The 22,067-nt window shown below is 48.1% G+C and carries 18 protein-coding genes; 12 read left to right on the top strand and 6 right to left on the bottom strand.

Translation table 11 applies throughout. The annotated features are described in order from the left end of the window. Nucleotides 1-4 precede the first annotated feature (4 nt). The 7 genes from BM202_RS33685 to BM202_RS33655 all read left to right on the top strand — a co-directional run bounded on the left by BM202_RS33685 (nucleotide 5) and on the right by BM202_RS33655 (nucleotide 11,509). Entirely contained in the window at nucleotides 5-2,503 is a 2,499-nt protein-coding gene (locus BM202_RS33685; RefSeq protein WP_093834545.1) for a glycoside hydrolase family 2 TIM barrel-domain containing protein, read from the top strand. Between the two features lie 131 nt (nucleotides 2,504-2,634). Beyond that, nucleotides 2,635-4,215, top strand: coding sequence for a glycoside hydrolase family 43 protein (locus BM202_RS33680; protein WP_093834543.1), 1,581 nt, complete (start codon nucleotides 2,635-2,637; stop codon nucleotides 4,213-4,215). 104 nt (nucleotides 4,216-4,319) lie between these two features. Next, the gene (locus tag BM202_RS33675; protein WP_093834541.1) at nucleotides 4,320-7,193 is read left to right on the top strand and encodes a glycosyl hydrolase; all 2,874 of its coding nucleotides are present in this window, start codon (nucleotides 4,320-4,322) and stop codon (nucleotides 7,191-7,193) included. Nucleotides 7,194-7,198: 5 nt separating this feature from the next. After that, on the top strand, nucleotides 7,199-9,571 hold the full coding sequence (locus BM202_RS33670) for an alpha-L-rhamnosidase-related protein (RefSeq protein WP_093834539.1): 2,373 nt from the start codon (nucleotides 7,199-7,201) through the stop codon (nucleotides 9,569-9,571). A gap of 226 nt (nucleotides 9,572-9,797) precedes the next feature. Next, nucleotides 9,798-10,226 carry an antitoxin Xre/MbcA/ParS toxin-binding domain-containing protein gene (locus BM202_RS33665; protein ID WP_093834537.1) on the top strand — a complete coding sequence of 143 codons (429 nt, stop codon included), beginning with the start codon at nucleotides 9,798-9,800 and terminating at the stop codon, nucleotides 10,224-10,226. A gap of 3 nt (nucleotides 10,227-10,229) precedes the next feature. Further along, the gene (locus tag BM202_RS33660; RefSeq protein WP_093834535.1) at nucleotides 10,230-10,691 is read left to right on the top strand and encodes an RES family NAD+ phosphorylase; all 462 of its coding nucleotides are present in this window, start codon (nucleotides 10,230-10,232) and stop codon (nucleotides 10,689-10,691) included. Nucleotides 10,692-10,888: 197 nt separating this feature from the next. Then, nucleotides 10,889-11,509 carry a hypothetical protein gene (locus tag BM202_RS33655; RefSeq protein WP_093834533.1) on the top strand — a complete coding sequence of 207 codons (621 nt, stop codon included), beginning with the start codon at nucleotides 10,889-10,891 and terminating at the stop codon, nucleotides 11,507-11,509. 159 nt (nucleotides 11,510-11,668) lie between these two features. Here BM202_RS33655 and BM202_RS33650 read toward each other — a convergent pair whose 3' ends face one another. The 6 genes from BM202_RS33650 to BM202_RS33630 all read right to left on the bottom strand — a co-directional run bounded on the left by BM202_RS33650 (nucleotide 11,669) and on the right by BM202_RS33630 (nucleotide 15,553). Beyond that, a complete protein-coding gene (locus BM202_RS33650; RefSeq protein WP_093834531.1) occupies nucleotides 11,669-12,130 on the bottom strand; it encodes a hypothetical protein in 462 nt (153 codons plus the stop codon). 612 nt (nucleotides 12,131-12,742) lie between these two features. Then, nucleotides 12,743-13,174, bottom strand: a complete 432-nt coding sequence (locus BM202_RS36915) for a DDE-type integrase/transposase/recombinase (protein ID WP_177236794.1) — start codon at nucleotides 13,172-13,174, stop codon at nucleotides 12,743-12,745. Continuing rightward, complete coding sequence (locus BM202_RS36910) at nucleotides 13,171-13,431, bottom strand: IS3 family transposase (RefSeq protein WP_177236793.1); 261 nt, start codon at nucleotides 13,429-13,431, stop codon at nucleotides 13,171-13,173. The genes BM202_RS36915 and BM202_RS36910 overlap by 4 nt, the downstream gene beginning before the upstream one ends. 128 nt (nucleotides 13,432-13,559) lie before the next feature. After that, nucleotides 13,560-13,871, bottom strand: a complete 312-nt coding sequence (locus BM202_RS33640; RefSeq protein ID WP_093834573.1) for a transposase — start codon at nucleotides 13,869-13,871, stop codon at nucleotides 13,560-13,562. Between the two features lie 59 nt (nucleotides 13,872-13,930). Next, nucleotides 13,931-14,122, bottom strand: coding sequence for a hypothetical protein (locus BM202_RS33635; protein ID WP_093834529.1), 192 nt, complete (start codon nucleotides 14,120-14,122; stop codon nucleotides 13,931-13,933). A gap of 447 nt (nucleotides 14,123-14,569) precedes the next feature. Next, entirely contained in the window at nucleotides 14,570-15,553 is a 984-nt protein-coding gene (locus BM202_RS33630; RefSeq protein ID WP_093834527.1) for a site-specific integrase, read from the bottom strand. Nucleotides 15,554-15,950: 397 nt separating this feature from the next. Here BM202_RS33630 and BM202_RS33625 point away from each other — a divergent pair, with 397 nt between their 5' ends. From BM202_RS33625 to BM202_RS33605, 5 genes are all read left to right on the top strand, one after another. Further along, a complete protein-coding gene (locus BM202_RS33625) occupies nucleotides 15,951-16,499 on the top strand; it encodes a hypothetical protein (protein ID WP_245776917.1) in 549 nt (182 codons plus the stop codon). Between the two features lie 448 nt (nucleotides 16,500-16,947). After that, nucleotides 16,948-17,385, top strand: coding sequence for a hypothetical protein (locus BM202_RS33620; RefSeq protein WP_093834525.1), 438 nt, complete (start codon nucleotides 16,948-16,950; stop codon nucleotides 17,383-17,385). 1,309 nt (nucleotides 17,386-18,694) lie between these two features. Further along, a complete protein-coding gene (locus BM202_RS33615) occupies nucleotides 18,695-20,551 on the top strand; it encodes a reverse transcriptase/maturase family protein (protein ID WP_093834523.1) in 1,857 nt (618 codons plus the stop codon). Between the two features lie 117 nt (nucleotides 20,552-20,668). Further along, nucleotides 20,669-21,598: a hypothetical protein gene (locus BM202_RS33610; RefSeq protein ID WP_093834521.1), complete on the top strand. Its 930-nt coding sequence runs from the start codon at nucleotides 20,669-20,671 to the stop codon at nucleotides 21,596-21,598. Nucleotides 21,599-21,767: 169 nt separating this feature from the next. Beyond that, a partial coding sequence (locus tag BM202_RS33605; protein ID WP_093834519.1) for a hypothetical protein occupies nucleotides 21,768-22,067 on the top strand: 300 nt, incomplete at its 3' end.

The raw sequence follows: 22,067 nt of genomic DNA, 5'->3' as shown, positions 1-22,067 counted from the left end.
GTTTATGCAAAGTCCTTATAAGTTACTGGGTCATTTTATTGGGCTCATTCTATGGTGCCTGCTTTTCTCCTCAGGTACATTTGCCCAGGATTCCCGCGCTGTGTCATTCGATGCGGATTGGCTCTTTAAAAAAGAGAATCTTACGGGAGCGGATAAGACAACGTATAGGGATGAGAGTTGGCGAACGCTTCATCTGCCCCACGATTGGAGTATTGAAGATTTACCGGTTCAAACTCCAGACAGTATCGTTGGCCCATTTTCGAAGGGAGCCATAGCCGGACGGGATGGGGGCTTTTTGGTTGGGGGTACGGGCTGGTACCGGAAGCATTTTGTGCTGGATAAGCGCTCCGCTGGAAAGCAAACGTATATCACCTTTGACGGGGTGTACATGAATGCGGATGTATGGCTCAACGGGAACCTCCTGGGTAATCATCCGAGTGGGTACACTTCCTTTTCCTATGATTTGACGCCTTATCTACTACCGCCGGGAAAGGCCAACGTTATTGCCGTTCGGGTAAAAAATGAAGGGGTAAACAGTCGCTGGTATTCAGGTTCAGGGATTTACCGCCATGTCTGGCTAACTACGCTCAACCCGCTTCACATTGACCTGATGGGCACCTATGTCACTACGCCAGAAGTTTCTGAGCAGCAGGCAACAGTGTCGATTGCGACCACGCTACGAAATAAGCCGGGCAAAGCTCCCGTTACCGTACTGACCCGGGTCTACAGTCCTGCTGGTAAACTGGCTGGAACGGACAAAACAGTCATTACTGCGGACAGTCTTACCTCCCTGACGCAACGCCTTACGGTGGCCAATCCGGTGCTTTGGTCGGTGGATAAGCCTGCCTTATACCGGGTAACGGTGCAGATCATCCAGGGTAGTCAACGGGTTGATGAGAAGACGACGACCTTTGGTATTCGTACCATCCGTTTTGATGCCCAAAATGGGTTTAGCCTGAATGGCAAATCCATCAAGCTGAAAGGAGGGTGTATTCACCATGACAATGGGCCATTGGGTGCAGCCGCCATCGACCGGGCGGAGGAACGTAAAATCGAACTGCTCAAACAGCAAGGGTACAATGCCGTTCGCATGAGCCATAATCCGCCTTCACCCGGATTGCTGGATGCCTGTGACCAGCTGGGTATGCTGGTGATTGATGAAGCGTTCGATATGTGGGTAAAGCCCAAAACGCCCCAGGATTATCACCTGTATTTTAAAGACTGGTGGCAACGTGATCTGGAATCCATGGTCCAGCGCGACCGTAATCATCCGTCCATCATTATGTGGAGCATTGGCAACGAAATCACCGAGTCGGCCGATTCAACGGGCTATGCCATCGGCAAACAGCTTTCCGATGCGGTACGTCGCCTGGATGCTACCCGGCCCGTTACCATGGCCATACCGCTGTTTATCACGTATTTTAACAAGGGTAAAAAGTGGGAAGATACAGCACCCTCCTTTGCCAATGTGGACGTAGGGGGCTACAACTATGCCGATTCCAAATACGAATCTGATCACGAGAAGTATCCTAGCCGGGTGATGTATGCCTCGGAGTATTTCCCCCCGAAGGGCCTGGAGAATTGGCTAAAGGTTGAAACCCTACCCTACGTTATTGGGACCTTTAGCTGGACGGCCATGGATTACTTGGGAGAAGCCGGTCTTGGCGCACCGAGATTAGTCAAACAGAACGGTCAGAAAAACACGGGGGGAAGTATGTTAGGCGGAGGAGGCTCCAGTCTGTTTCTAAATCCTGCCTGGCCGATTTTTAATGCCTATACGGGCGAGTTGGATCTGATTGGCAATAAGAAAGTAAACAGCTATTATTTAGATGTGGTCTGGAAGCGTAGTGCCGTGGAAGTACTCGTGCATACACCCGTTCCGAACGGTTACAAGGAAGAAAACTTTTTTTACAACTTTCCCGATCAATTAAAGAGTTGGAGCTTTCCGGGTGCGGAAGGAAAAAAAATGCCGGTATACGTGTATTCAAGGGCTCAGAAAGTAACTCTCGAACTGAACGGAAAGGTCGTGGGAGAGCAAACGCTATCCCCCAAATCCATCACCGCCAGTTTCGAGGTTCCTTACCAACCCGGAACCTTGATTGCCCGAAGTTATACCGAAGGTAAGGAAACCGGTGCCGATACGCTCAAAACTGTAGGTAAACCCGTAGGTATTCGATTAAAGGCGGACCGGCAAACTCTCCAAGCCAATCGCAATGATTTGTCCTACATTAGTGTCGACGTCATCGATGCAAAAGGGAATGTGGTGCCCTATGTAGACGATTTGACAATCAACTTTCACGTTACAGGAAAGGGAATGATTGCTGGAGTAGGTAATGGCAATCCAGCCGATGTGTCCAGTTTTCAAAAACCCCAAAAGAAGGTGTTTCATGGTCGGGGCCTGGTGATTGTTCAACCGACCGGTGGTGCCGGAACGATTACCCTGAAGGCTGAAGCCAATGGATTGAAAGCCGCCCAAATCGATTTGACAACCCGGTCTAATTAGCCGCTTATTAGCGACCTCTAAGCCTGGCCTTACCCGTTTTATTCGTTTATCAGTAGCCGCTTGATCAGTCAGGAAAAATAAGGAGCTTTTGGCTGAATCATAGGGCAGGGCATCAATATGAAATGAAAACCATGACTAAACTCGTTTTTACTTTGCTAGGCCTGCTATATACCACGCTCAGTAGCGCGCAGGTTTGGGTGCCGGATCAGGGAGACGGTACGTTTAAAAATCCCATTATTTATGCTGACTATTCGGACCCGGATGTCATTCGGGTAGGTACTGATTACTACATGGTGGCCAGTAGTTTCACCTGTCAGCCGGGTATTCCGGTATTGCATTCAAAAGACCTGGTGAATTGGACCTTAATCAATCATGTTTACCAGGCCCTGCCGCTGGAGCGTTACAAGGAACCTCAACACGGTCAGGGGGCCTGGGCACCGTCCATTCGGTTTCACAACGGCACCTACTATGTGTATTTCTGTACCCCGGAGGATGGTCTTTTCATGGCTTCGACCAAAGACCCCAGAAAGAAATGGGAGGTAACGTTCGTCAAGCCGGTAAAAGGCTGGGAAGACCCCTGTCCGTTTTGGGATGAGGATGGACAGGCGTATCTATTACGGGGAAAGGTAGGTGCTGGCCCTGCTATTCTACACAAGATGTCCACTGACGGTAAAACCCTGCTGGACGAAGGAACAACAATTTACGAAGACAAAGCGAAGCAACCATCCTTGGAAGGCTTTAAATTTCTTGACAAAAGAGAGGGCTACTATTATTTCTCAGCACCAGCCGGTGGCGTTCCTACCGGCTGGCAAGCGGTTTTTCGCGCCAAGACTATTTATGGTCCCTACGAAGAGAGAATCGTGTTGCGTCAGGGGAAAACGCCGATCAACGGCCCACACCAAGGTGGGCTCGTTTCGACGCAGACCGGAGAATGGTGGTTTATTCATTTTCAGGATAAGGGTTCCTACGGCCGCATTGTGCATTTGCAGCCAGCTTCCTGGAAAGATGGCTGGCCCGTCATGGGCGTCGATGTAGATGGGGATGGCACCGGTGAGCCCGTGTTGACGTATAAAAAACCGAACGTCGGTAAAACCTATCCCATTGCCGTACCACAAACGTCGGATGAGTTTTCGAGCACTACCTTAGGGTTACAATGGCAATGGCAGGCGGCTCCTAACAAAGCCTGGTATACCTTAACGGGTAAAAAAGGAGCCATTCGGTTGACAGCGGTGTCCGTTCCAACCGATAGTGGCAGTTTTGCCGTTGCCGGGAATTTACTCCTGCAAAAATTTATGGCCCCAACTTTTTCCGCCACGACGAAACTGGAGTTGCATGCTGACGAAGCAGGCGAACGGGCGGGGTTGGCGGTAGTCAATGGTTCGTTTATCTGCTTGGAAAAGGGGAAAGCCAACAATCGAATCGTCATTTATCAGCAGCGACGAAAAGGCTGGGATAAACTCTACCCGCCTGTCGAAGCTGCTAGCCTGAAGACCGATGCCCAAGTCGTATGGTTTCGGGTTCGGGTCAACGAGAACGGGACGTGTGTCTACACCTATAGTCTGGATGGGGATCGCTACCAGGAGCTAGGATCGAACTACAAAGCTGAACGGGGAACCTGGATTGGATCGAAGGTGGGCATTTTTTGTATTAATCCCACCAGCCGGGCCAGCAAGGGGTTTGCTGACTTCGACTATTTCCGAGTTGATAAATAAGTGTAGCCACTGTATAGAGGCGGGGCCAAGAGCAGTCCCCAAAAAGTAATCCGTGATAGCCTGATCGTTTCAGTGAACAACCAACCCTTGACGTTGCCCTTCCTATGAAAGCCATCCTAGCCAGTATTTGTTTGTCTTTAGCCAGCCTGTTGGTGGGGGCTCAAAACAAACCCGCTCCGCCAAAGACCTCGGCCTGGTTCCCACGGTACGACTTTAATCCGGGCCTGTTTCAAAAGCCAGCGCCCTCATTTGGGCCTATGGCCCGCTGGTGGTGGCCCGGTAACTACGTCACCAAAGACGAATTAAAACGGGAAATTAACCTGTTTGCCGATCATGGGTTTGCCGGGGTGGAAGTTCAGCCGCTGGCTATTTCTCTTCCCCCGCTACCTGAAGCCGAAAAAGCGAAAGTAACGAGTTGGGACACCCCGGATTACTATGCGAATCTGAGAACGGTGTTGGAAGAGGCCCGCAGGCGTAACCTGATTGTCGACGTGACCAACGGGAGTGGGTGGCCACCGAGTGCCCCCATTTTACAACCTGAAGATGGCTTTCTGTCGCTGGAGTTTAGTGATACGACGGTGACGGGTGGCAACGCGTTGTCGTTTCCGCTGCCGCAGCTTGTCTCCAGTAAAAATAGAACCAGGTCGGTCCCCCAACTACAAGCCGTGATTATCGCTAAAACGGGGCCGAAAACAACGGGTGGCGAGGGGACCATTGCGTTGGAGTCAGCCTCCACCAAGGTGATCACTTCGTCAAGTCGAAATGGTATACTAACCTATTCATTTCCTGAAGGTGCCTGGCGAGTTATCGCCTTTTGGGCCGTTCCTAGTGGGGAACAACCCAGCCTGGCGGCTACACCTAAATCAGGACCGGTAGTTGACCATCTAAACACGCAAAAGGTCCTTAAACTTTATAATCATCTTTTTGGGGAGCGAACTGGGCTGGCTCCCTACTTTGGCAACCCCATGCGGGCGGTTTTCAGTGATAGCTACGAGTTTAAAGCCAACCGGCATTACTCGCTTGACTTACTGGAGTGGTTCAAAACCAAGCGGGGTTATGACCTCACCCCGTATCTGCCGGCCAACATGCAGAAAGGATACAATTATGTGGCGTTCATGCGGCCGAATGCTAAGCCGGATTTCTCATTCTCGGACCAGGACTGGCGGTTACGCTACGATTATGATATTACTGTGGGCGAGCTAGTAGGCGAACACTTTTTCAACACCAGCCGGACCTGGGCGGAACAAAGGGGCCTGCTGTTTCGCACGCAGGGATACGGGTTACACATGGACATGATAGCCATGGCGGGACTGGCCTCCATCCCGGAAACCGAAAGCATGCTGGGGCCGGAAGCCGATTTGAAAATTATGACCTCGGGAGCTCTGCTATACAACCGGCCTATCGTCACGGCCGAGTCGGCTGTCTTTAACGGACGGGCATATACGACTACCCCGCAAAAGATAAAATTAGCCGTCGACAAGCTGTTTGCTGTCGGTGTTAACCAAATTATTTACCACGGTGTGCCCTACCGCTACAAGCCGGAGACCCTCGGCCCGGAAGGCTGGTATCCCTTCGCATCCCCCTTCCTGGGTAGCATTAATTTTTCAGCCAACCTGGGCGAGGGAAATGTTTTCTGGAAAGACCAAAAAGCGATTAACGAGTACGTGAGCCGGATTCAATATGCCCTGCGGTCGGGAAAACCACGGGCCGATGTGCTGCTATATTTCCCTTTCCTCGATGTGGAAGGCATGCCGGATAATCCGGAAGAGATCCTTACGAAAGGGCATCTGAAGGAGGTGGATGGGCCCTTGCCAAAGACGAAGGACGACACCAGCCCGGCAAAGGCTGCCTGGGCCAAGGGGGTGTATCCGCTCATCAACCAATTAGAAGCGGGGGGCATTAGCTGGGCCTGGGTGAATGATGCGTCCCTACAGGAAGCCAGTCTCACCAAAGAGGGTCGTATTAGCATTCGGGGCAATACCTTTCAAGCCCTGATCGTTGCCAATGATTCGATCATTGGGCTAAAAACGGCTGAGAAAATAAACGACCTAGCTAAAAAAGGCATGCGTATGCTGGCCTCGGGGGTTTTACCGACTAAGCAACCATCATTCCTCAATTGGCAGGAAAACGATAAAAAAACCGCGCAAAGTTTTGCTGTTGCCTTGAAAGCCAAAAACAGCCGGTTTATTCAACATGAAGGTGAGTTGGCAAGTTGGATCAATGGCCTCGCTCAACCTGTGCGGTTTCAGAGTCAGTTTTCGTTTACCCGCAAAGCAGAACGAGAAATGGTGGATGGTAGCCGGCTTGAGTTTATCTGGAACAAGAGTAATGAGTGGCAAACCATTTCCATGATACTGGCTACTAATTATGTGGGTAGCTACTGGCTGAATCCCGAAACAGGCGCTATAATCCCGAATACCAATTCTACCATCACGTATCGCCTGGCACCCTATGGCTCGGTTATCCTGTACGCAACCACCAAAAAGACGGTTCCTGCTGCTGTGCTGGCTGCCCCACCCCTACTAGCCGCTGGAGCTAGGGAAGTAAGCCAGCTAGATGATTGGGATATTCAAACCGACAGCGTATCGATCAAATCGAGTTCGTTGTTTGACTGGCGAACCCGTGATGCCTTCCAGTTTTTATCCGGTGATGGTGTTTATAAGACTTCGTTCACCTTAGAAAATAAAAAGTCAACCACTCACTATTTTCTGGATTTAGGAAAGGTGTATTTCACAGCAGAGGTAAAGGTAAATGGAGAGGCTGCTGGTAAACGGATTTATGCTCCCTACCAGTTGGATATTACACCCTATTTGCAGGCTGGCACCAATCAAATCGAGGTGCGGGTTACCCCAACTCAGTTGAATGGCTTTATTGGCAAGGCTAAACAGGGTGATAAACGGTATAGCGAGTTTAAGAACAAGACTGATCAGCTAATGGCAGCTGGACTCGTCGGACCCGTTCGGATTTTAGAAAAATAGCCACCATGCGATACGATCTTCTCTTTCTCTTTCTATTTTGCCGATTTTCGGCGCAGGCCCAGCCCATCGAACCCGTTATACTGAGTAAACCCTGGCGAGCCTACTGGATAACGGTGCCCGACGAGTCCGCGACGGGTTACGGGGTTTATCTGTTTCGGAAAGTGATCGAGTTGCCGACCAAGCCTGCTACGTTCGTGGTCCACGTTTCGGCCGATAACCGCTATAAGTTACTGGTCAACTCAACCCTTGTATCGCTGGGGCCGTCCCGGGGTGATTTGACCCATTGGAAGTTTGAAACGGTTGACCTGGCCCCTTATTTACAAGCTGGAAAAAATACCATTGCAACCCAGGTATGGAACGAGGGTGAGATGCGACCCGAAGCCCAGATTTCGCTACGCACCGGATTCATTCTCCAGGGTAATGCGGATGCGGAGCAGCTCCTAAATACCAACAGTAGCTGGCGCTGCATTCGTGACAGTAGCTATAGGCCGCTGCCAACGCGCATCCCTCCCATGGCGTATTACGTGGCAGGACCGGGTGAACTGATGGCACGGAAAGCCAACCTGAACGGCTGGGAAACGGCTACCTATTCTGATTTAGGCTGGAAAACGGCCCGACCCCTGTTTTCGGGCACGCCTAAAAATGGGGTTGGGGGCACTGGCGTGCCCAATGGCTGGATGCTGATTCCCTCGGGGCTTCCACCCATGGAGCTTTCCCCACAACGATTCGTACAGCTACGAAAAGCGGAGGGGATCACCGTACCGGCTTCCTTCCCGGCAACGAAGACAGCCCTAACCATTCCGGCTAATACGGTGGCTACGTTGCTACTGGACCAAACAGTTCTGACCAATGCCTATCCGACACTTCGGTTTAGCAGGGGTAAAGACGGTACTATTTCCCTGGGATATGCTGAAGCGCTCTTTACCAAGTTCCCCAGCAAAGGAAACCGGAACGAAGTTGAGGGCAAAACATTTATTGGTCGCAAAGACAGCCTGATTTCGAACGGCAGTGAGGGGCAGGTGTTTACCCCACTCAACTTTCGTACCTATCGCTACATGCAACTGCGGGTAACGACCAAGACCGAGCCCCTGGTTATTGATGACCTGTACAGTACGTTTACCGGCTACCCCTTTCAACGGATGGCGAAGCTGGAGACGGATAATTCGGAGATGAAGAATGTGCTCGACATTGGCTGGCGAACGGCCCGTTTGTGTGCCGTCGAAACGTACATGGATTGCCCTTACTACGAGCAGTTGCAGTACATCGGTGATGCCCGAATACAGGCGCTGGTTTCACTCTATACTAGTGGTGACGACCGGCTGCTTCGCAATGCGCTGAATCAGATGGATGAATCGCGGCAACCCGAAGGTATTACCCTAAGCCGCCATCCCTCCTACTCGCCCCAGTACATCCCCATGTTCTCATTATGGTACATTGGTATGCTACATGACTACTGGATGTACGGAAAAGACAGCCAGTTTATTAAAAATAAGCTGCCCGGCACACGTCAGATCCTGAATTACTTTCGAGTCTATCAGCAGGCCGATGGTTCCTTAAAAGATACGCCAAACTGGTTGTTTACGGACTGGGTCACGGCGAAAGGCTGGAGTTTAGGAATAGCCCCCAGGGGAGCCGATGGTTCATCGGCGGTGTTGGATTTACAACTCTTGTGGGCCTATCAGATGGCCGCTGACCTGGAAAGCAAAATCGGCATGAAAGAGTATGCTATAATTTATACGCAATACGCGGACCAACTTAAAAACACGCTCCAGACTAAATATTGGTCGGCCAGTCGGAAGCTGTTTGCGGACCGTCCGGAAAAGGACGTTTTCTCGCAGCACGCTAATGCGCTGGCCATCCTGACTGGTGTATCGACCGGCAATGAAGCGGCTACAATGGGTAAACAGCTGCTTGCTGATAGCAGCTTAGCCCCGGCCTCCATTTATTTTAAATACTACCTGCATCAGGCCTTGGTCAAAGCGGGACTAGGCAATGACTACCAAAATTGGTTGGGAAAGTGGCGCGAAAACGTGGCCCTTGGCCTGACGACCTGGGCTGAAACCTCCGACGTCAATACGTCCCGCTCTGACTGCCATGCCTGGGGGTCAAGCCCGAATATCGAGTTCTTTCGCACTGTACTGGGCATTGACAGTGATGCGCCGGGCTTCGCCAAAGTGAAAATTACCCCTCATTTGGGCTCGATCAACAACATCATTGGCGAGATACCCCATCCGAACGGTATGTTGTCAGTCAACTACAAACAAGACCAGCATAAGCTTCAGACGGAAATCAATCTCCCCCCGAAAACAACCGGTATCTTCATCTGGAAAGGGAAAACGTACCCGTTGAAAGCGGGAATAAATAAGCTTAAGATATAGACGTTTGTTTTCTTTTATTAGGCCCAGAATAACTGTTATGAAAGCATCTCTTCAAACGCCCATTTTGTGGTACAGATTCACATGCTTATATCGTTCTAACAAAGACACATACTATTATACTCCATCAGCTTACCCTATTAGGCTAAACACAGAGACGACATCAAACAGAATGAGGAACTTGATGGAGTGAACTTTTGTAGTTATCTTAATCGAAAACTTCATTGCCATGGCCCTTGCATTGCCGATTATAGCCTCCAACCCATCCTTACTGCCCCGGCTCTTGACCGAGCAGGAGATCATTGCCCGTAGTCGACAAGGTGTGCTCCGCGCCGAGGCCGACCGCGTGGCCGGTTTGGTCGGCTTAACCGATAAGGAAGTGGCGGCGGCCCTGGGCTTATCGGCTTCTTATCTGCACCGGCTGAAGATTGATCAGCGCATTAGTCAGGATGCCTCCGAGCGGCTGCTGCTGCTGGAGAACCTGCTCCTGCACGCTTTGGATACCTTCGAGGAACGTAGCAAAACCGTCCTTGGCTGGCTACGCTCACCCTTACGGGAGTTGGACTACCAAACCCCCTTACAAGCCCTGGATACCGTCACTGGCTATACGTTAGTCGACCGTGTGTTGGGCCGCATCGACCATGGTATCTTTGGATAAGTTATGGCCATTGTTTATCGCGTAGTGCGGCAGAAGTATGCCGACCGTCCCTTGGATGTAACTGGTACGTGGCTCAATGGGGGTCGTTGGAATCCACCGGGTGTTGGCATCCTCTATACGGCTGAGCATCCCGCTTTAGCTTTAGTAGAGATCCTGGTACACATGCCCCAAGTACCCTACGATGAGCTCCCCGCTTACCGGTTGTTCAGTCTGGAGTTACCCCCGGATAGCCAGCGAGTCGTGGACGCGGTTGCCCTACCGCCTTACTGGCAGGAGAACACCTACCACCGGAGTCAGCATCTTCTCGCCGATTGGCTCGCCAAGCCGGATGTGTTGGCTTTGGGTGTGCCCTCCTCGGTGATGCCATCAGGAATTAACTACTTACTGCATCCGGCCCATAATGGCTATGGCTCCATACGGGTAATTGACGAGAAGCCTTTGGTGATTGATCCCCGCCTGTGGTGATTGATCCCCGCCTGTGGTCGAAGTAAGCCAAGGCAACAGCAATTCCCTTTGTCTCAGACGGGAACGGGAGCGTCTTTGCAAAACACGCACTGGATAACGATTTACAGAGTTTTTAACAATTGTATAGCTAACCTGAAACAATAACTAAATAGGTAGTTTCAAGTCGTAGGCATCTTCTAATATCACAGAAAGCCACTATGAAGACCAGCTATTACTGTGTATTCTTCCTGCTGATCGGTGCTGGATGCGCCAGACAGCCTAGACTCTCCGCTAACAGCCAATTCAATGTGACCAGTAAACTCAACGATTCTACGTGGTACGGTACCGGGGAACTCTTATGTTTCAAGGGATCATCACAACGGCCCGACGATGGCCGACAGTTGAACCTGCTGGTCTATACCGATATTGATTATCCAGGCATGGGCAGTGAGCCAAATCCTAACACGACTACGGGCTGCGTTAACGGGGAGTGTACCCGGACCCAGATCTTAATGATTTATAACATTCCCTTCAAAAAAGGGCGCACTACTCTTGCCCAGCTAACTAAACGTAGCCCTATCAAAAATGAACAAGCAAACCTCTCGTATGTGGGTAATTCCGGTGGCTTAGCGAAACGCTATATCGACAAAGGAGCAAAGCCTAATTGGATCAGGGTTACCAAGATCGATCAGGCAACCGGTGTAGTAGAAGGGCGCTTTAATCTTTCCTTTAGAGAAGATATGACTGTCTATAATCGGCTAGAGAATGGTATGCCAGAGACGGCTCAGTTCAGGGGTGGCCTGTTCCGCATTAAAGTCAAAGAAGTAATCTTGAAATAGTGAAGATGCTTTTGCTTTTCAAGGCATAATCTGTACCTTTTTGCGAACGCAATCGATAATTGGCAATACCTAGGTTTTGGCCAACGCTTATAATCCTTCTAGTTGAGCACCCTATTTAAACGAAATCTGCTTCGTCTCAGGTAGGAGCGTATTGATCCACTACAAGCTTTTGAATTTTACATTTATCAAAGCTGCGGCTTGTTGACCAGCAGGGATATAACCATACGTATAGGTAAGAATACCCTGCTCACTGCAATTCGACCTTAACTCTTCAAGCTGACCGGATGATGCCAGCTTAACGAAAGGACTCACGCACCCTGTTTTTACACTAGTCTGGGCAACATTCAGCACAACATTCGCCCTTTCATGCCGTATACTATCCACCAGCTGATTGTTGAGAAAAGCCTGCATTTTGATATCGACTAGCTCCGCCGTTACCCGCTTAACAGTCAGGGTGATCCTATCCCCTTTCAGTGTCAGGAGCGCACCAGGATCAATGGCCTCATAATTACCAACAACCAATTCAGCAGGTTCAGGTAAGTTTAGCTTATCCGCCGAGCACCCCAGCGTTGTGAATAGAGCGAGTATATAGCAGATAATAGGCTTTATATGAATACTCATTGGTATAAGGAGCTTAATCAAGACCAAAACGAGCTAGAACCCATTTTCGTCTATAAAGCCAGCGTAAATATCCGTTCAGACCTGAGCCTTATTTTATGAACAACAAGAAACGCCCGTTTTTCTAAGACAGCCTTCCAAGGCGAGTAATGATGTTCACAGAAAATGGCTACTTTCTCAAATTGCCATCTCACTAATCAAACGCAAATTCTCATCCATTTGCTGAGTTTATAAGACATATCATACCCCTTAGAATTTGACTATTATCGGTAAATCAAGTGTTGGATTTAAACCAATTAAATACAAGTCAGAATTTCGCCTTATTTGTTTGGTTAGACCCTATATTCTTATGGCCTATTACAAACGTCCGTTGAAATAGTGTCATCTGGCAACCAATAGATAAATAACCGCAAGAAAGTGCTAAATAAAGCCTTTCCTATTTCAGATTATACAATAAAACAAGCCAATCCACGTTTTAGATCTGTTATGCGTCTTCAGCCTCACTAGCTTAAAACTAGGGAGGCTTTTTTGTCTTAGCCCCCTATTAACTAGACAAATTTTCTGAAAAGGTTGTGTCGTAAACTACCTGTGCTTCTTCCCATTTTTGATGGGGTGTTACGAAGCCAATCGAACGGCGTAACCGATGCTGGTTGTAATGGGAAAATAGCGGCCTAGCATTGCTTTGGCTTCGTAATAGCTGGCAAACTCATTTCGCTCGATGACATCATGTTCCAGAATACTGTGAAATGCTTCAATATACGAGTTCTCTTCAGGAGTGGCTACGTGTGTGAATTCCTGCTTGATTTCGGTGCTCTTCAAAAAGCTACGCACTGAATGAGCGATGAATTGACTGCCATTGTCATTGCGCAAAATGACCCCTTTCAGTTCGTGGCTCCGGTTTATTCGTCGAAAAAGATTGATTAAGTCGATTTGACGAATACTGCTTTGAAACAGCCAGTCCAGAATTTTACGGCTATACACATCAATGACACTCAACAGATAGTAATTTCGCCATTTTGATATCCCATCGCAACGGCGCACCGTCACAGGTATTCCAAAGGCTTGGTCGCTTCAATCCGTCGGAATTTAACAAATTCCCGCTTGCCTGTTGGCCGGATCACTTTGCCTAGAAGTAAATTATGCTCCTTCATGAGTCGATACACCTTTTTCTTATTGATGAAGTACTCTTTTTTCAACTCGTAGGAGATGTATTCGTAGCCAAGGGCATTGAACTCAACATCCAGCAATTGCCGAATACTGCTCACTACCAGTTGATTGTCAACCCATGATCCATCCAGTTTCATAGTCATCTGGCTGGGCCGTGCTCCAGGCCTACCTGATTGAGGTTGATAATAGGACACGCTCCGTGGCACGCTGAGCCACTGGCATAACAGGGTACGACTTACTTGATTTTCAAACTGCTTCATGAGTGCTAGCTTCTCCTGGCGTGAATAGGAGTTTTTTTTAGTAGCTCACTCTTGATCTCCAGTTCCAAAGCCTGTTTTGCCACAATCCGCTTCAGGCGTTCATTTTCTTCTTCGAGTGCTCGCAATTGGGGATCGACACGTGAGTAGGAGTCCTTCAGGCCTTCTTTGCCTTTGCTCAAATACTTCAATCGCCACTTACGCAGCAACGAAGGCGACAGGTTGTACTTGCGAGAAATCTCGGCATGGCCGTCCCGGATGGCTTCCTGGACGATGGAATAGCGGTCTTCGGGAGTAACACTCCGCCTTGCTTTGCTCATGGTATCTGAATGTAAAAGGACTAAACTGTTTTTGCAATTTTGTCCAGTCATTCAGGGGGTTAAGACATACGGAACGTTAGAAACGGATACTTCTTGGTGAGCAATAATAGCCGTGTCTCCGCTTCTACCAAGCTCAGTTGCTCGGCTGAATCAGCTACGGGCAACAGGGCTCCGGTTGATTCATCAAACTCCTTTACCAAGATCCACTCCCCTAGTACCGGTGTCAGAAACTGAACATCGTAATAGACCATACCTTGCTTGCTTTACGCGCTCAAACATACTACATTCTTGGTATACAGTAAAGGCTTAAACACCGCTCACAATGGGGGTAATCGTGTCATTAATTCGTCGGCTCAACGGGTGCCCACAGCCGAAAATAGAGTATACCGTTTGACGAAAAAGTTAGCCGATTTTTAACTCAATTGTCATTTGGCTTTGCTAAACCCCCTAAAATAATGTTCAGCAAAAAGACTGATTGTGAGATATATAGAAAGATCAACGGCAAACAATTAACTAATTAACAAGTAAATAAATTTACTTGTTAATTAGTTAATTGTTTGCCGTTGGCTTTGCCAGGCGTAAATGGGCTTATTTATCCAATCACGGGCGTCAATTTCACCTTCATTAACCGGTTATGCTACGTTCTAAAATGAATCGTTGCACGTACCTGACTAGTTCCCTACCGACACAGATCGTACCTAAAGCCCCAGCTTACCCGAGGCATTGTGCTTGCGGATATTACGCCGTCGGTCATAGCGCTGGATCATGGTGGTGGTACGGTGTTTAGTTTGATTCATTACTTCTAAATCATCCGCTCCATTGGCCTTGGCAATGGTGACAAAACTGGCCCTCAGGGAGTGGGCCGTATAGGGCTCCCCTAATTGCCGCTGGACTAATAGATTAACCCACTCGTCCGACAGGCGCTCCCCCGTGACTCGTTCCCCTTTCCGAATTCGGACAAATAAAGGACCTTCCTCTCGACCGACAACGGCCAGCCAGTCAGCAATGGCTCCGATGGGGCAATACTCCGCTTCGCTAGCATACGAAACCGCCTTTTCCTCGACTTCTCCAAATTGATTGGTTTTGGAGCGGTCCAACCGGATGACCATACCGGTTTCATCAATCAAGATATGATTCACATTCAATTGGGCTAATTCACTACGCCGGAAGGCCCCCGTAAAGCCCAGCAGCAGAATGGCCCGGTTTCGTAAACCAGTTGGGGTATGGGGCAGCGCATCCAGCGCCTGACGAAACTGCTTAAGGGAAAAGTCAGGGGCCTGTTTCTGGCGCACGGTCTTTTTGAGTTTAAAGCCTTTCATGAAGACCTTGAACTGCTCGTCGGTGGTGGGCGAGTCGACCTTGTTCTGTCGGTGAAGCTTGGCCAGGCTGGCTAGGTGGCGCTGAATGGTGAAAAAGGACCGCGTGCGTCCTAGGAAGGTTACATATTCGACCAGGGCAACCGGCGACAAGGGTGTTGGTTCATACCCATTCTGCTGACACCAGGCAGAGTACTGCTTGAGGTCCGCCACAAACGCTCGGTGCGAGTTGGCGGAGCCTTGCAGCCCTGCCCGCAGATATTCCCTAGCTTCCTGGTGGATCTGTTCATCGACCCGCAGCGACAGGCCTTGCGCCTGGGCCGGTACAATCGACAAGTCCTGGAGATTCGTATCGAGTTGAGGCATGAGTTGAAAAAACTGAGGACCTACCACTTCGGGAAAATTCGCTCCAGAAGTGCATGTTTTGACAAAAATAGCATTACTCGTGATAATTGAATCTTATCACGAGTAACTAATTATATAGTTATTAAAAGCACCTTTTTATAAGGGACTACGAATTGACTAGCAGGCACCGATCGTGGAACATGTTCCACGATCGGTGCCTGCTAGTCAATTCGATTTAAATCAAGTTTCTTTGGCTCGAACAACCTCTTTAGGATGCCAAGCCCGTTTAATCCAATCTGAAAAGCATAATGAGTAATAAAGTCCCTAGTACACCCAATGCGCGCTCACCCAAACTCAAGGTAACATTGACTTACTAGCCCAAGCTATTCTATACAATTGATTGTATTTTTCTACGAACGTGCAGTTAATTACAAAAAATCTTTTCTACATCAAAAATATCATTATTTCAAGATCAGCTCTTGGATCGTCGATCGCTTTTGCCGACCGGGTAATGCCTGAATGGCCCGAATCCAATCAGGACATTCTGTGTATATTCGGGCCTGACTTTTCATCAAGCCCGGCCTCGCCCATGACGCACAAACAAGCCCAACGGCTACTCAAAAAAATAGTCGACATCAAACGAGTCTTGGCCGCCGAAAAACGAAAATTTGGCGGCTATGATGACTCCCGAGGGGTGCGTTATTTACCCACCCGCTATTATCTCCAGTTACAGGATTACAAAGGAGGATTAGCGTATACCCGCTGGTTTGCCAAAACGTTTCCGGATGACATGGGCTTTCCAGACTTTCTATTTGAATGGGCGGTGCTGCTCTACAAAGGGGGCAAACTAGACTTGGCCAAAGCGAAAATCTGGCAGACCTTCTGTGCCAATACGTATGTACTGGATAAATTCTTTGGCCATCCCATTCAACCCCTACCCAAATATGAATGGTCAAATCTGGCTTAAGCTGGTTTCACCGAGTATTTCATTTACTCCCATCAGCAAGTCGAGTTAATCGATTTCAGTCAATGGCTGGAGGAATTTATGACCAGCGAGCCCTTTTCAGGCCATAAAACCCGGTATCTAAGCATTCAACAACGCCTACTAGACGAAGAGGATGACGAAATCAGAGACTATCTACGTCAGGAGCGGATCAGCTAGAAAACCAGATTACATTCTAATTTAAGATAGGTACAAAGTGGCAAAAGTTTGTCTTACAGGCTGTAAGACAGACGTCCATTTTGTCTTACAAATTGTATTACTTTACATATTGTAGATTATACAACATAAATCAACCCTGATTAGAAGCATTTTAGCCATTAACCAAACCTCTAGCTCTAAAGCTAGACTGCTGTGAAAGAATTGTCGATTGGCTTCGTTCCATAAATAGGTTTTCACTTAAACACTCAATCAAATGCGCTCTTCATTCCTTTTCTTTCTGTTGGTAATGGTAACTGTAATAGCCGTTTCAGGTTCTTGTTTAGCTCAAACCGCTAATTATGACGTAACAATAATAGCGGATGGCAAGGCCTTAGATCTTAGTCAAGGTATTCCTGCAAGTACCAAAACAATCGAATTGACAGGCCAACGTACTCAAAAAGACCTACAACAAGATTCTCAACTAAAACCTGACGTATTGATTCAAAAAGCTACTCTTACTCTGGCACGAGATACTAAAAAAATCTGCGCTATTAATTGGCCAGGCAAGGCTTCAATAGCTAATTTGTTCAAAGAGGCTAAGGTAGGTGACCGATTAATGATTCAGTTTGAGGATGTAGAGCTACAAACAAAACAAGGGCAAACCCAAAAAATAGACGATTCGAAACTTGTTCAGCTTACCATCAAAGAGTAGGAATTACATGACAAGTATGGTTTAGCTTAACATAACGCCATTTGTGCGATTCGTTCACCCTAAATGATTGCGAGATCAGGGACGGGTGGCAAAGCGGGGAAACCCCTTTGACAACTGAGTATTCGTGAGGGTGTGAGTCCCTCTCTCTAGATGCAGGAGTAACAGCATCGCCCCTACGGTAGCGACTGGTCATCAATCCGTAAAGCGGGGTGAAAAGGCGGTAACTAGGAACCCAATCTGGAATCCCCGTCGAGCATGAGACTATGGATAGGGAAAGCGAAGATGTGTGTAAAACTGTCGTTATTATGGAACAGCCAACGTGGGTTCATGGGCTGTGGCCAAAAGGCAAGGATAAGGGGCTGGCGATAAGTGCGCGACCAGTATGCATTCCCGATAAACCCGGCAGATAGCATCATCCTAAGGTCTCCAGTACGAATACTTGGAACGGAGTAACCCTTTACCGGCTCTGGGTCGCTATAAACGGCCAAGTAGGTGCCAACCGCAAGCCAGTTCAGGGTGGGATTGCCTAAGAAGCAAAGGCCCACTGTAATGGGTGGGATAGGCTGACGTAGGCACGGTGAGTTGGAGTGACTAGGCGTTAGTAGCAGTGTATATGGCTAAAATCACAGGGGCAACCCTGATGATGGACTGTAAGAACGAAGGTTCTTTGAGCGGCAAACGCACATAGTCAAAGTCTGGCGAAATACCCTGAACTTAGGGGTACCCAACCGGATGTAGGTGACAACTACCACCTCACTGAGGAGCCGTGTGCGTGAAAACAGTGCGCCATGTCACGCACTTAAGAATTTCCACCAAAGGTGGAGGACGTTCAAAGCAACTGACGTCCAGACCAATGCCTTACCTGAGTCCGAAAGGAGGAGGGGACAACAGCATGGCAGTAAAGCAAGGAACTCGTGAAGACGTGTAAAGGGTGGTCTTGCAAGGTCTGATCGATAAGGTTAAACCTGGATTGGTTGAAATCGAATTGTCAGGGATGGTCCGCACATCTATCGGTAGCACGTCTGTACACCGATACTCGTAGTAGGCAAGATATCGGCTTTTTATCTTGTTACGCTTTGACTACGAGCCGATGCTTAATGAAAGCATTGAAGACAATGAGTCGATGACCTACTTCGATCTAGAACGTTCTTAGGTGACGGAACATGGGATGGCCTACGGAGGGCGACCTCTAAGGCCACGGAGTTCCCGTAGTAGTCGTGAGGGTAACGGCTCACCAGGGCGGATGTAACCCATCTACAGGGCAAAGGGGAACAGGTAGACCGATGGATTAATATAGGAGGTACGCACGATGCGAAAAGCCACAATACTATTAAACATCATACGTGAGCGCGGAAAGCGAGGCTTACCGGTAGAGGCTGTCTATCGGACTCTGTATCAACCTGAACTATATTTACTAGCGTATTCCAAACTTTATCGAAATGACGGTGCGATGACGCAAGGTGTAACAACCGAAACGGTAGATGGACTGTCAATAGAGAAAATTCATAACCTGATCGAATCCCTTCGATACGAACGGTTTAGATGGACTCCCGTTCGACGAACCTACATTCCCAAAAAGAATGGCCAGATGCGCCCATTAGGTTTGCCCGTCTTTAGTGACAAGTTGTTACAGGAAGTGATCCGATTAATTCTGGAAGCGTACTATGAACCCCGCTTTAGCGAAGCCTCTCATGGGTTCCGACCCGGCCGGGGATGTCACACGGCACTTCGAGCCATCACCCAAAAAGGGCATGGCACTAAATGGTTTATAGAAGGGGATATCAAAGGCTGTTTTGATCGCATTGATCATACAACCCTGTTAACTATCCTAGAAAAGGACTTTCAGGACAACCGGTTCATTGCCCTAATTAAACGACTGCTTCAGGCAGGCTATCTAGAAAAATGGACCTACCATCGAACGCATAGTGGCGTTCCCCAAGGATCGATTGTCGGGCCAATATTAAGTAACTTGGTCTTGGATAAACTGGATAAATTTATCGAACAAACCGTCATTCCTTCGTTTCATAAAGGAACCCGACGAACGGTAAATCCAGTCTATGCCAAACTCACCCGGCAAGCTTGGAAAGCCAAAACAGAAGGGCAATTAGCCAGGGCAAAATGGTACAACCGTCAAGCCCAGCAAATTCCTTCGCGGCTTCCTAACGACCCTACCTTTAAACGGGTATGGTATGTTCGTTACGCTGATGATTGGTTAGTCGGCGTGATTGGCAACAAAGTAGATGCGCTGGCCATCAAGACCAAGATTGCTACGTATCTACAAGACGAACTGCACTTAGTCTTAAGTGCAGAGAAGACGCTCATCACGCATGCCCGAACCGAAAAAGCCAACTTTCTTGGCTATGAAGTTCATGGCTTACACTACGACACCAAACATACCGATGGTCAGCGAAGCATTAACGGCAGCATCGGCTTGCGCGTGCCCGAAAAGGTAGTCAAATCAGGTAGCGCTCGGTATATGAAGACAGGCAAACCAATCCACCGTGTTGAACGGGTCCATGATGAACCTTACAGTATTATCAGCCAATATCAACTGGAATACAAAGGGTTGGTTCAGTACTATCGCATGGCCTATAACCTTCATACCCTGAGCGCCCTAAAATACACGATGGAAGTATCCTTAGTTAAAACGTTAGCTAAAAAATACAAAACCACGTGTAGCCGGATTTACCGAAAATATAGTACGACACTAACGCTAGCTGAAGGGCGCTACAAAGTGCTACAAGTCGTCGTTCAACGTGCTGGGAAGAAACCACTTGAAACTCACTTTGGGGCCGTCCCCTTGGTGTGGAATAAGTGGGCTCAACTAGATGAAAATCGAGAGGTTAGAATATGGAGTAAACGAAGTGAGGTTGTCGAACGTCTACTTGCCAATCACTGTGAACTGTGTGGTCATGATGGCCCAGTTGAAATGCATCATGTGCGTAAACTGTCCGACATGCAAATCAAAGGGGGTCGTGAAGTACCCGCATGGAAACGGGAAATGGCGATGAGAAAACGGAAAAGTCTAGCTGTCTGTCAAGATTGTCATCATAAAATCCATCAAGGCGAATATGATGGTCGATCCTTGCGAAAGTCTACTGGAGAGCCTTGTGACATCGAAAGAGTCATGCAGGGTTCGGAGAGGGGTGGTTGGAAAAGTGTCTGATTCAAATTGGCAAATCAAATAACTCGCTGGCCACCCACTCTACCGCACGCACGGTTTTGAAGACCAGCGGGACCGGGGACGGTCTCGCTGAGTTTAACATACAACAAAAAATGAACTATGAAAAAGACACTCATAGGACTAATTCCAGTCGTCTTGCTTCTAGCTTGCAATCGTGGTCAAGACGATCCTCAAGCCAATCCAATTGTAACAGCCGTTTTAGCCACCATTCCTCAGAAATTATCGACTAATGATCCATCTTTAGTTGACAGACCACAATTCGGAGACGTTAATACTATTCGTCAAGCACCTTATGGGCTTTCGCCTAAGCGCACTGGTCAGCTTCGCTTACAAAGCATTTTGTTTAATGGGCGATTGAGTACTGAGTACCTTTATGATGCTCAAGATCGATTAATTGAAAAGAAAACATACTATAATGACGGACACATTTATGAGTCTACTCGATTTAGCTACCAACCAACCGGCACAATTCGAATGGAATATTGGCCTAATAAAAACGCCATTAGCGGTGAAGGTTATCCCTCCAATAATGATGTAGTGTTGAATGCTTCCACCACGTTTACTACTACAAGCTCGGGCGCTGAACTAGTTAAGACAACGCAAAGAGGCCCTAATAATAATAATACTAACTACCCTCAGGAATACCGCTTCGGTTTCAATTCATCAGGCCAACTTGTCTGGATTGAACAACCAAACCCACACGGTTTAAGTGGCGACTATACACTGTATGTTCGTGACCAGCAAGGGAATGCTATTAAAACCAAATACGTGCGGCTAGTTCAAACGGATCAGAATTCCACGACCATCTACCACTTTGATCAACGAAAAAATCCTTATTATACTACTGGCGATCCGACGGATGACCGAGCAACTAATACTAATAACATAGTACTGGAGGAATCGAGTTTTGGCAGTGGTCTAAAAACCTCATATAATTATGAATACAGGCCAGACGGATACCCAAGTAAAGTAAATTATACTACTGCGTCACAAGGCCCAATTATACAAGAGTTTATTTATAACAAATAAGTTATACTTAACAAATTTGGCTCGAAATAATCGAGTATAGAATTGTGTTTTTCCAACTTACAAAAATCATCTTCAATATAGTGTCAGATGGTTTTTTCACATAACATAATCGTTGTTATGCAACAACCTGTATTCCTCTGAAATAGCTTGACACCAACCGTGTAAAGTTATGACCGAGAACAAATTGGCTCCAAGCCAGCAAAAGTACAAAACCGCCGTATTTCGACGGCGAATCATTGAGCGCCTACGCTTACAGATGGTCACTGAACAGCAGGTCTTGACCGAACTTGGGATTTCTCGTACCTTACTCAATCAATGGAATCGAACCTACCAACGCTACCAACTTGTGTGGTGGTTTAAGCCCGCCCGCTTTCCCCGTTTTGTCATGAAAAAGCCCATCACGGATGAAGTCCAAGCGCTCAAACAAAAACTAGCTGATACCGAAGCAGCTTTGAAACAAGAACGGTTA

This window comes from Spirosoma endophyticum (assembly GCF_900112365.1).
Lineage (GTDB): Bacteria > Bacteroidota > Bacteroidia > Cytophagales > Spirosomataceae > Spirosoma > Spirosoma endophyticum.
The sequence above is the reverse complement of the archived record's forward strand: the minus strand, read 5'-3'. Positions and strand labels throughout refer to the sequence as shown.

Excerpts from the sequence above, each read along its gene's own strand:
- BM202_RS33685 (WP_093834545.1), top strand. The coding sequence starts at position 5 with ATGCAAAGTCCTTATAAGTTACTGGGTCATTTTATTGGGCTCATTCTA.
- BM202_RS33680 (WP_093834543.1), top strand. The coding sequence starts at position 2,635 with ATGACTAAACTCGTTTTTACTTTGCTAGGCCTGCTATATACCACGCTC.
- BM202_RS33675 (WP_093834541.1), top strand. The coding sequence starts at position 4,320 with ATGAAAGCCATCCTAGCCAGTATTTGTTTGTCTTTAGCCAGCCTGTTG.
- BM202_RS33670 (WP_093834539.1), top strand. The coding sequence starts at position 7,199 with ATGCGATACGATCTTCTCTTTCTCTTTCTATTTTGCCGATTTTCGGCG.
- BM202_RS33665 (WP_093834537.1), top strand. The coding sequence starts at position 9,798 with ATGGCCCTTGCATTGCCGATTATAGCCTCCAACCCATCCTTACTGCCC.
- BM202_RS33660 (WP_093834535.1), top strand. The coding sequence starts at position 10,230 with ATGGCCATTGTTTATCGCGTAGTGCGGCAGAAGTATGCCGACCGTCCC.
- BM202_RS33655 (WP_093834533.1), top strand. The coding sequence starts at position 10,889 with ATGAAGACCAGCTATTACTGTGTATTCTTCCTGCTGATCGGTGCTGGA.
- BM202_RS33650 (WP_093834531.1), bottom strand. The coding sequence starts at position 12,130 with ATGAGTATTCATATAAAGCCTATTATCTGCTATATACTCGCTCTATTC.
- BM202_RS36910 (WP_177236793.1), bottom strand. The coding sequence starts at position 13,431 with ATGAAACTGGATGGATCATGGGTTGACAATCAACTGGTAGTGAGCAGT.
- BM202_RS33640 (WP_093834573.1), bottom strand. The coding sequence starts at position 13,871 with ATGAGCAAAGCAAGGCGGAGTGTTACTCCCGAAGACCGCTATTCCATC.
- BM202_RS33635 (WP_093834529.1), bottom strand. The coding sequence starts at position 14,122 with ATGGTCTATTACGATGTTCAGTTTCTGACACCGGTACTAGGGGAGTGG.
- BM202_RS33630 (WP_093834527.1), bottom strand. The coding sequence starts at position 15,553 with ATGCCTCAACTCGATACGAATCTCCAGGACTTGTCGATTGTACCGGCC.
- BM202_RS33620 (WP_093834525.1), top strand. The coding sequence starts at position 16,948 with ATGCGCTCTTCATTCCTTTTCTTTCTGTTGGTAATGGTAACTGTAATA.
- BM202_RS33615 (WP_093834523.1), top strand. The coding sequence starts at position 18,695 with ATGCGAAAAGCCACAATACTATTAAACATCATACGTGAGCGCGGAAAG.
- BM202_RS33610 (WP_093834521.1), top strand. The coding sequence starts at position 20,669 with ATGAAAAAGACACTCATAGGACTAATTCCAGTCGTCTTGCTTCTAGCT.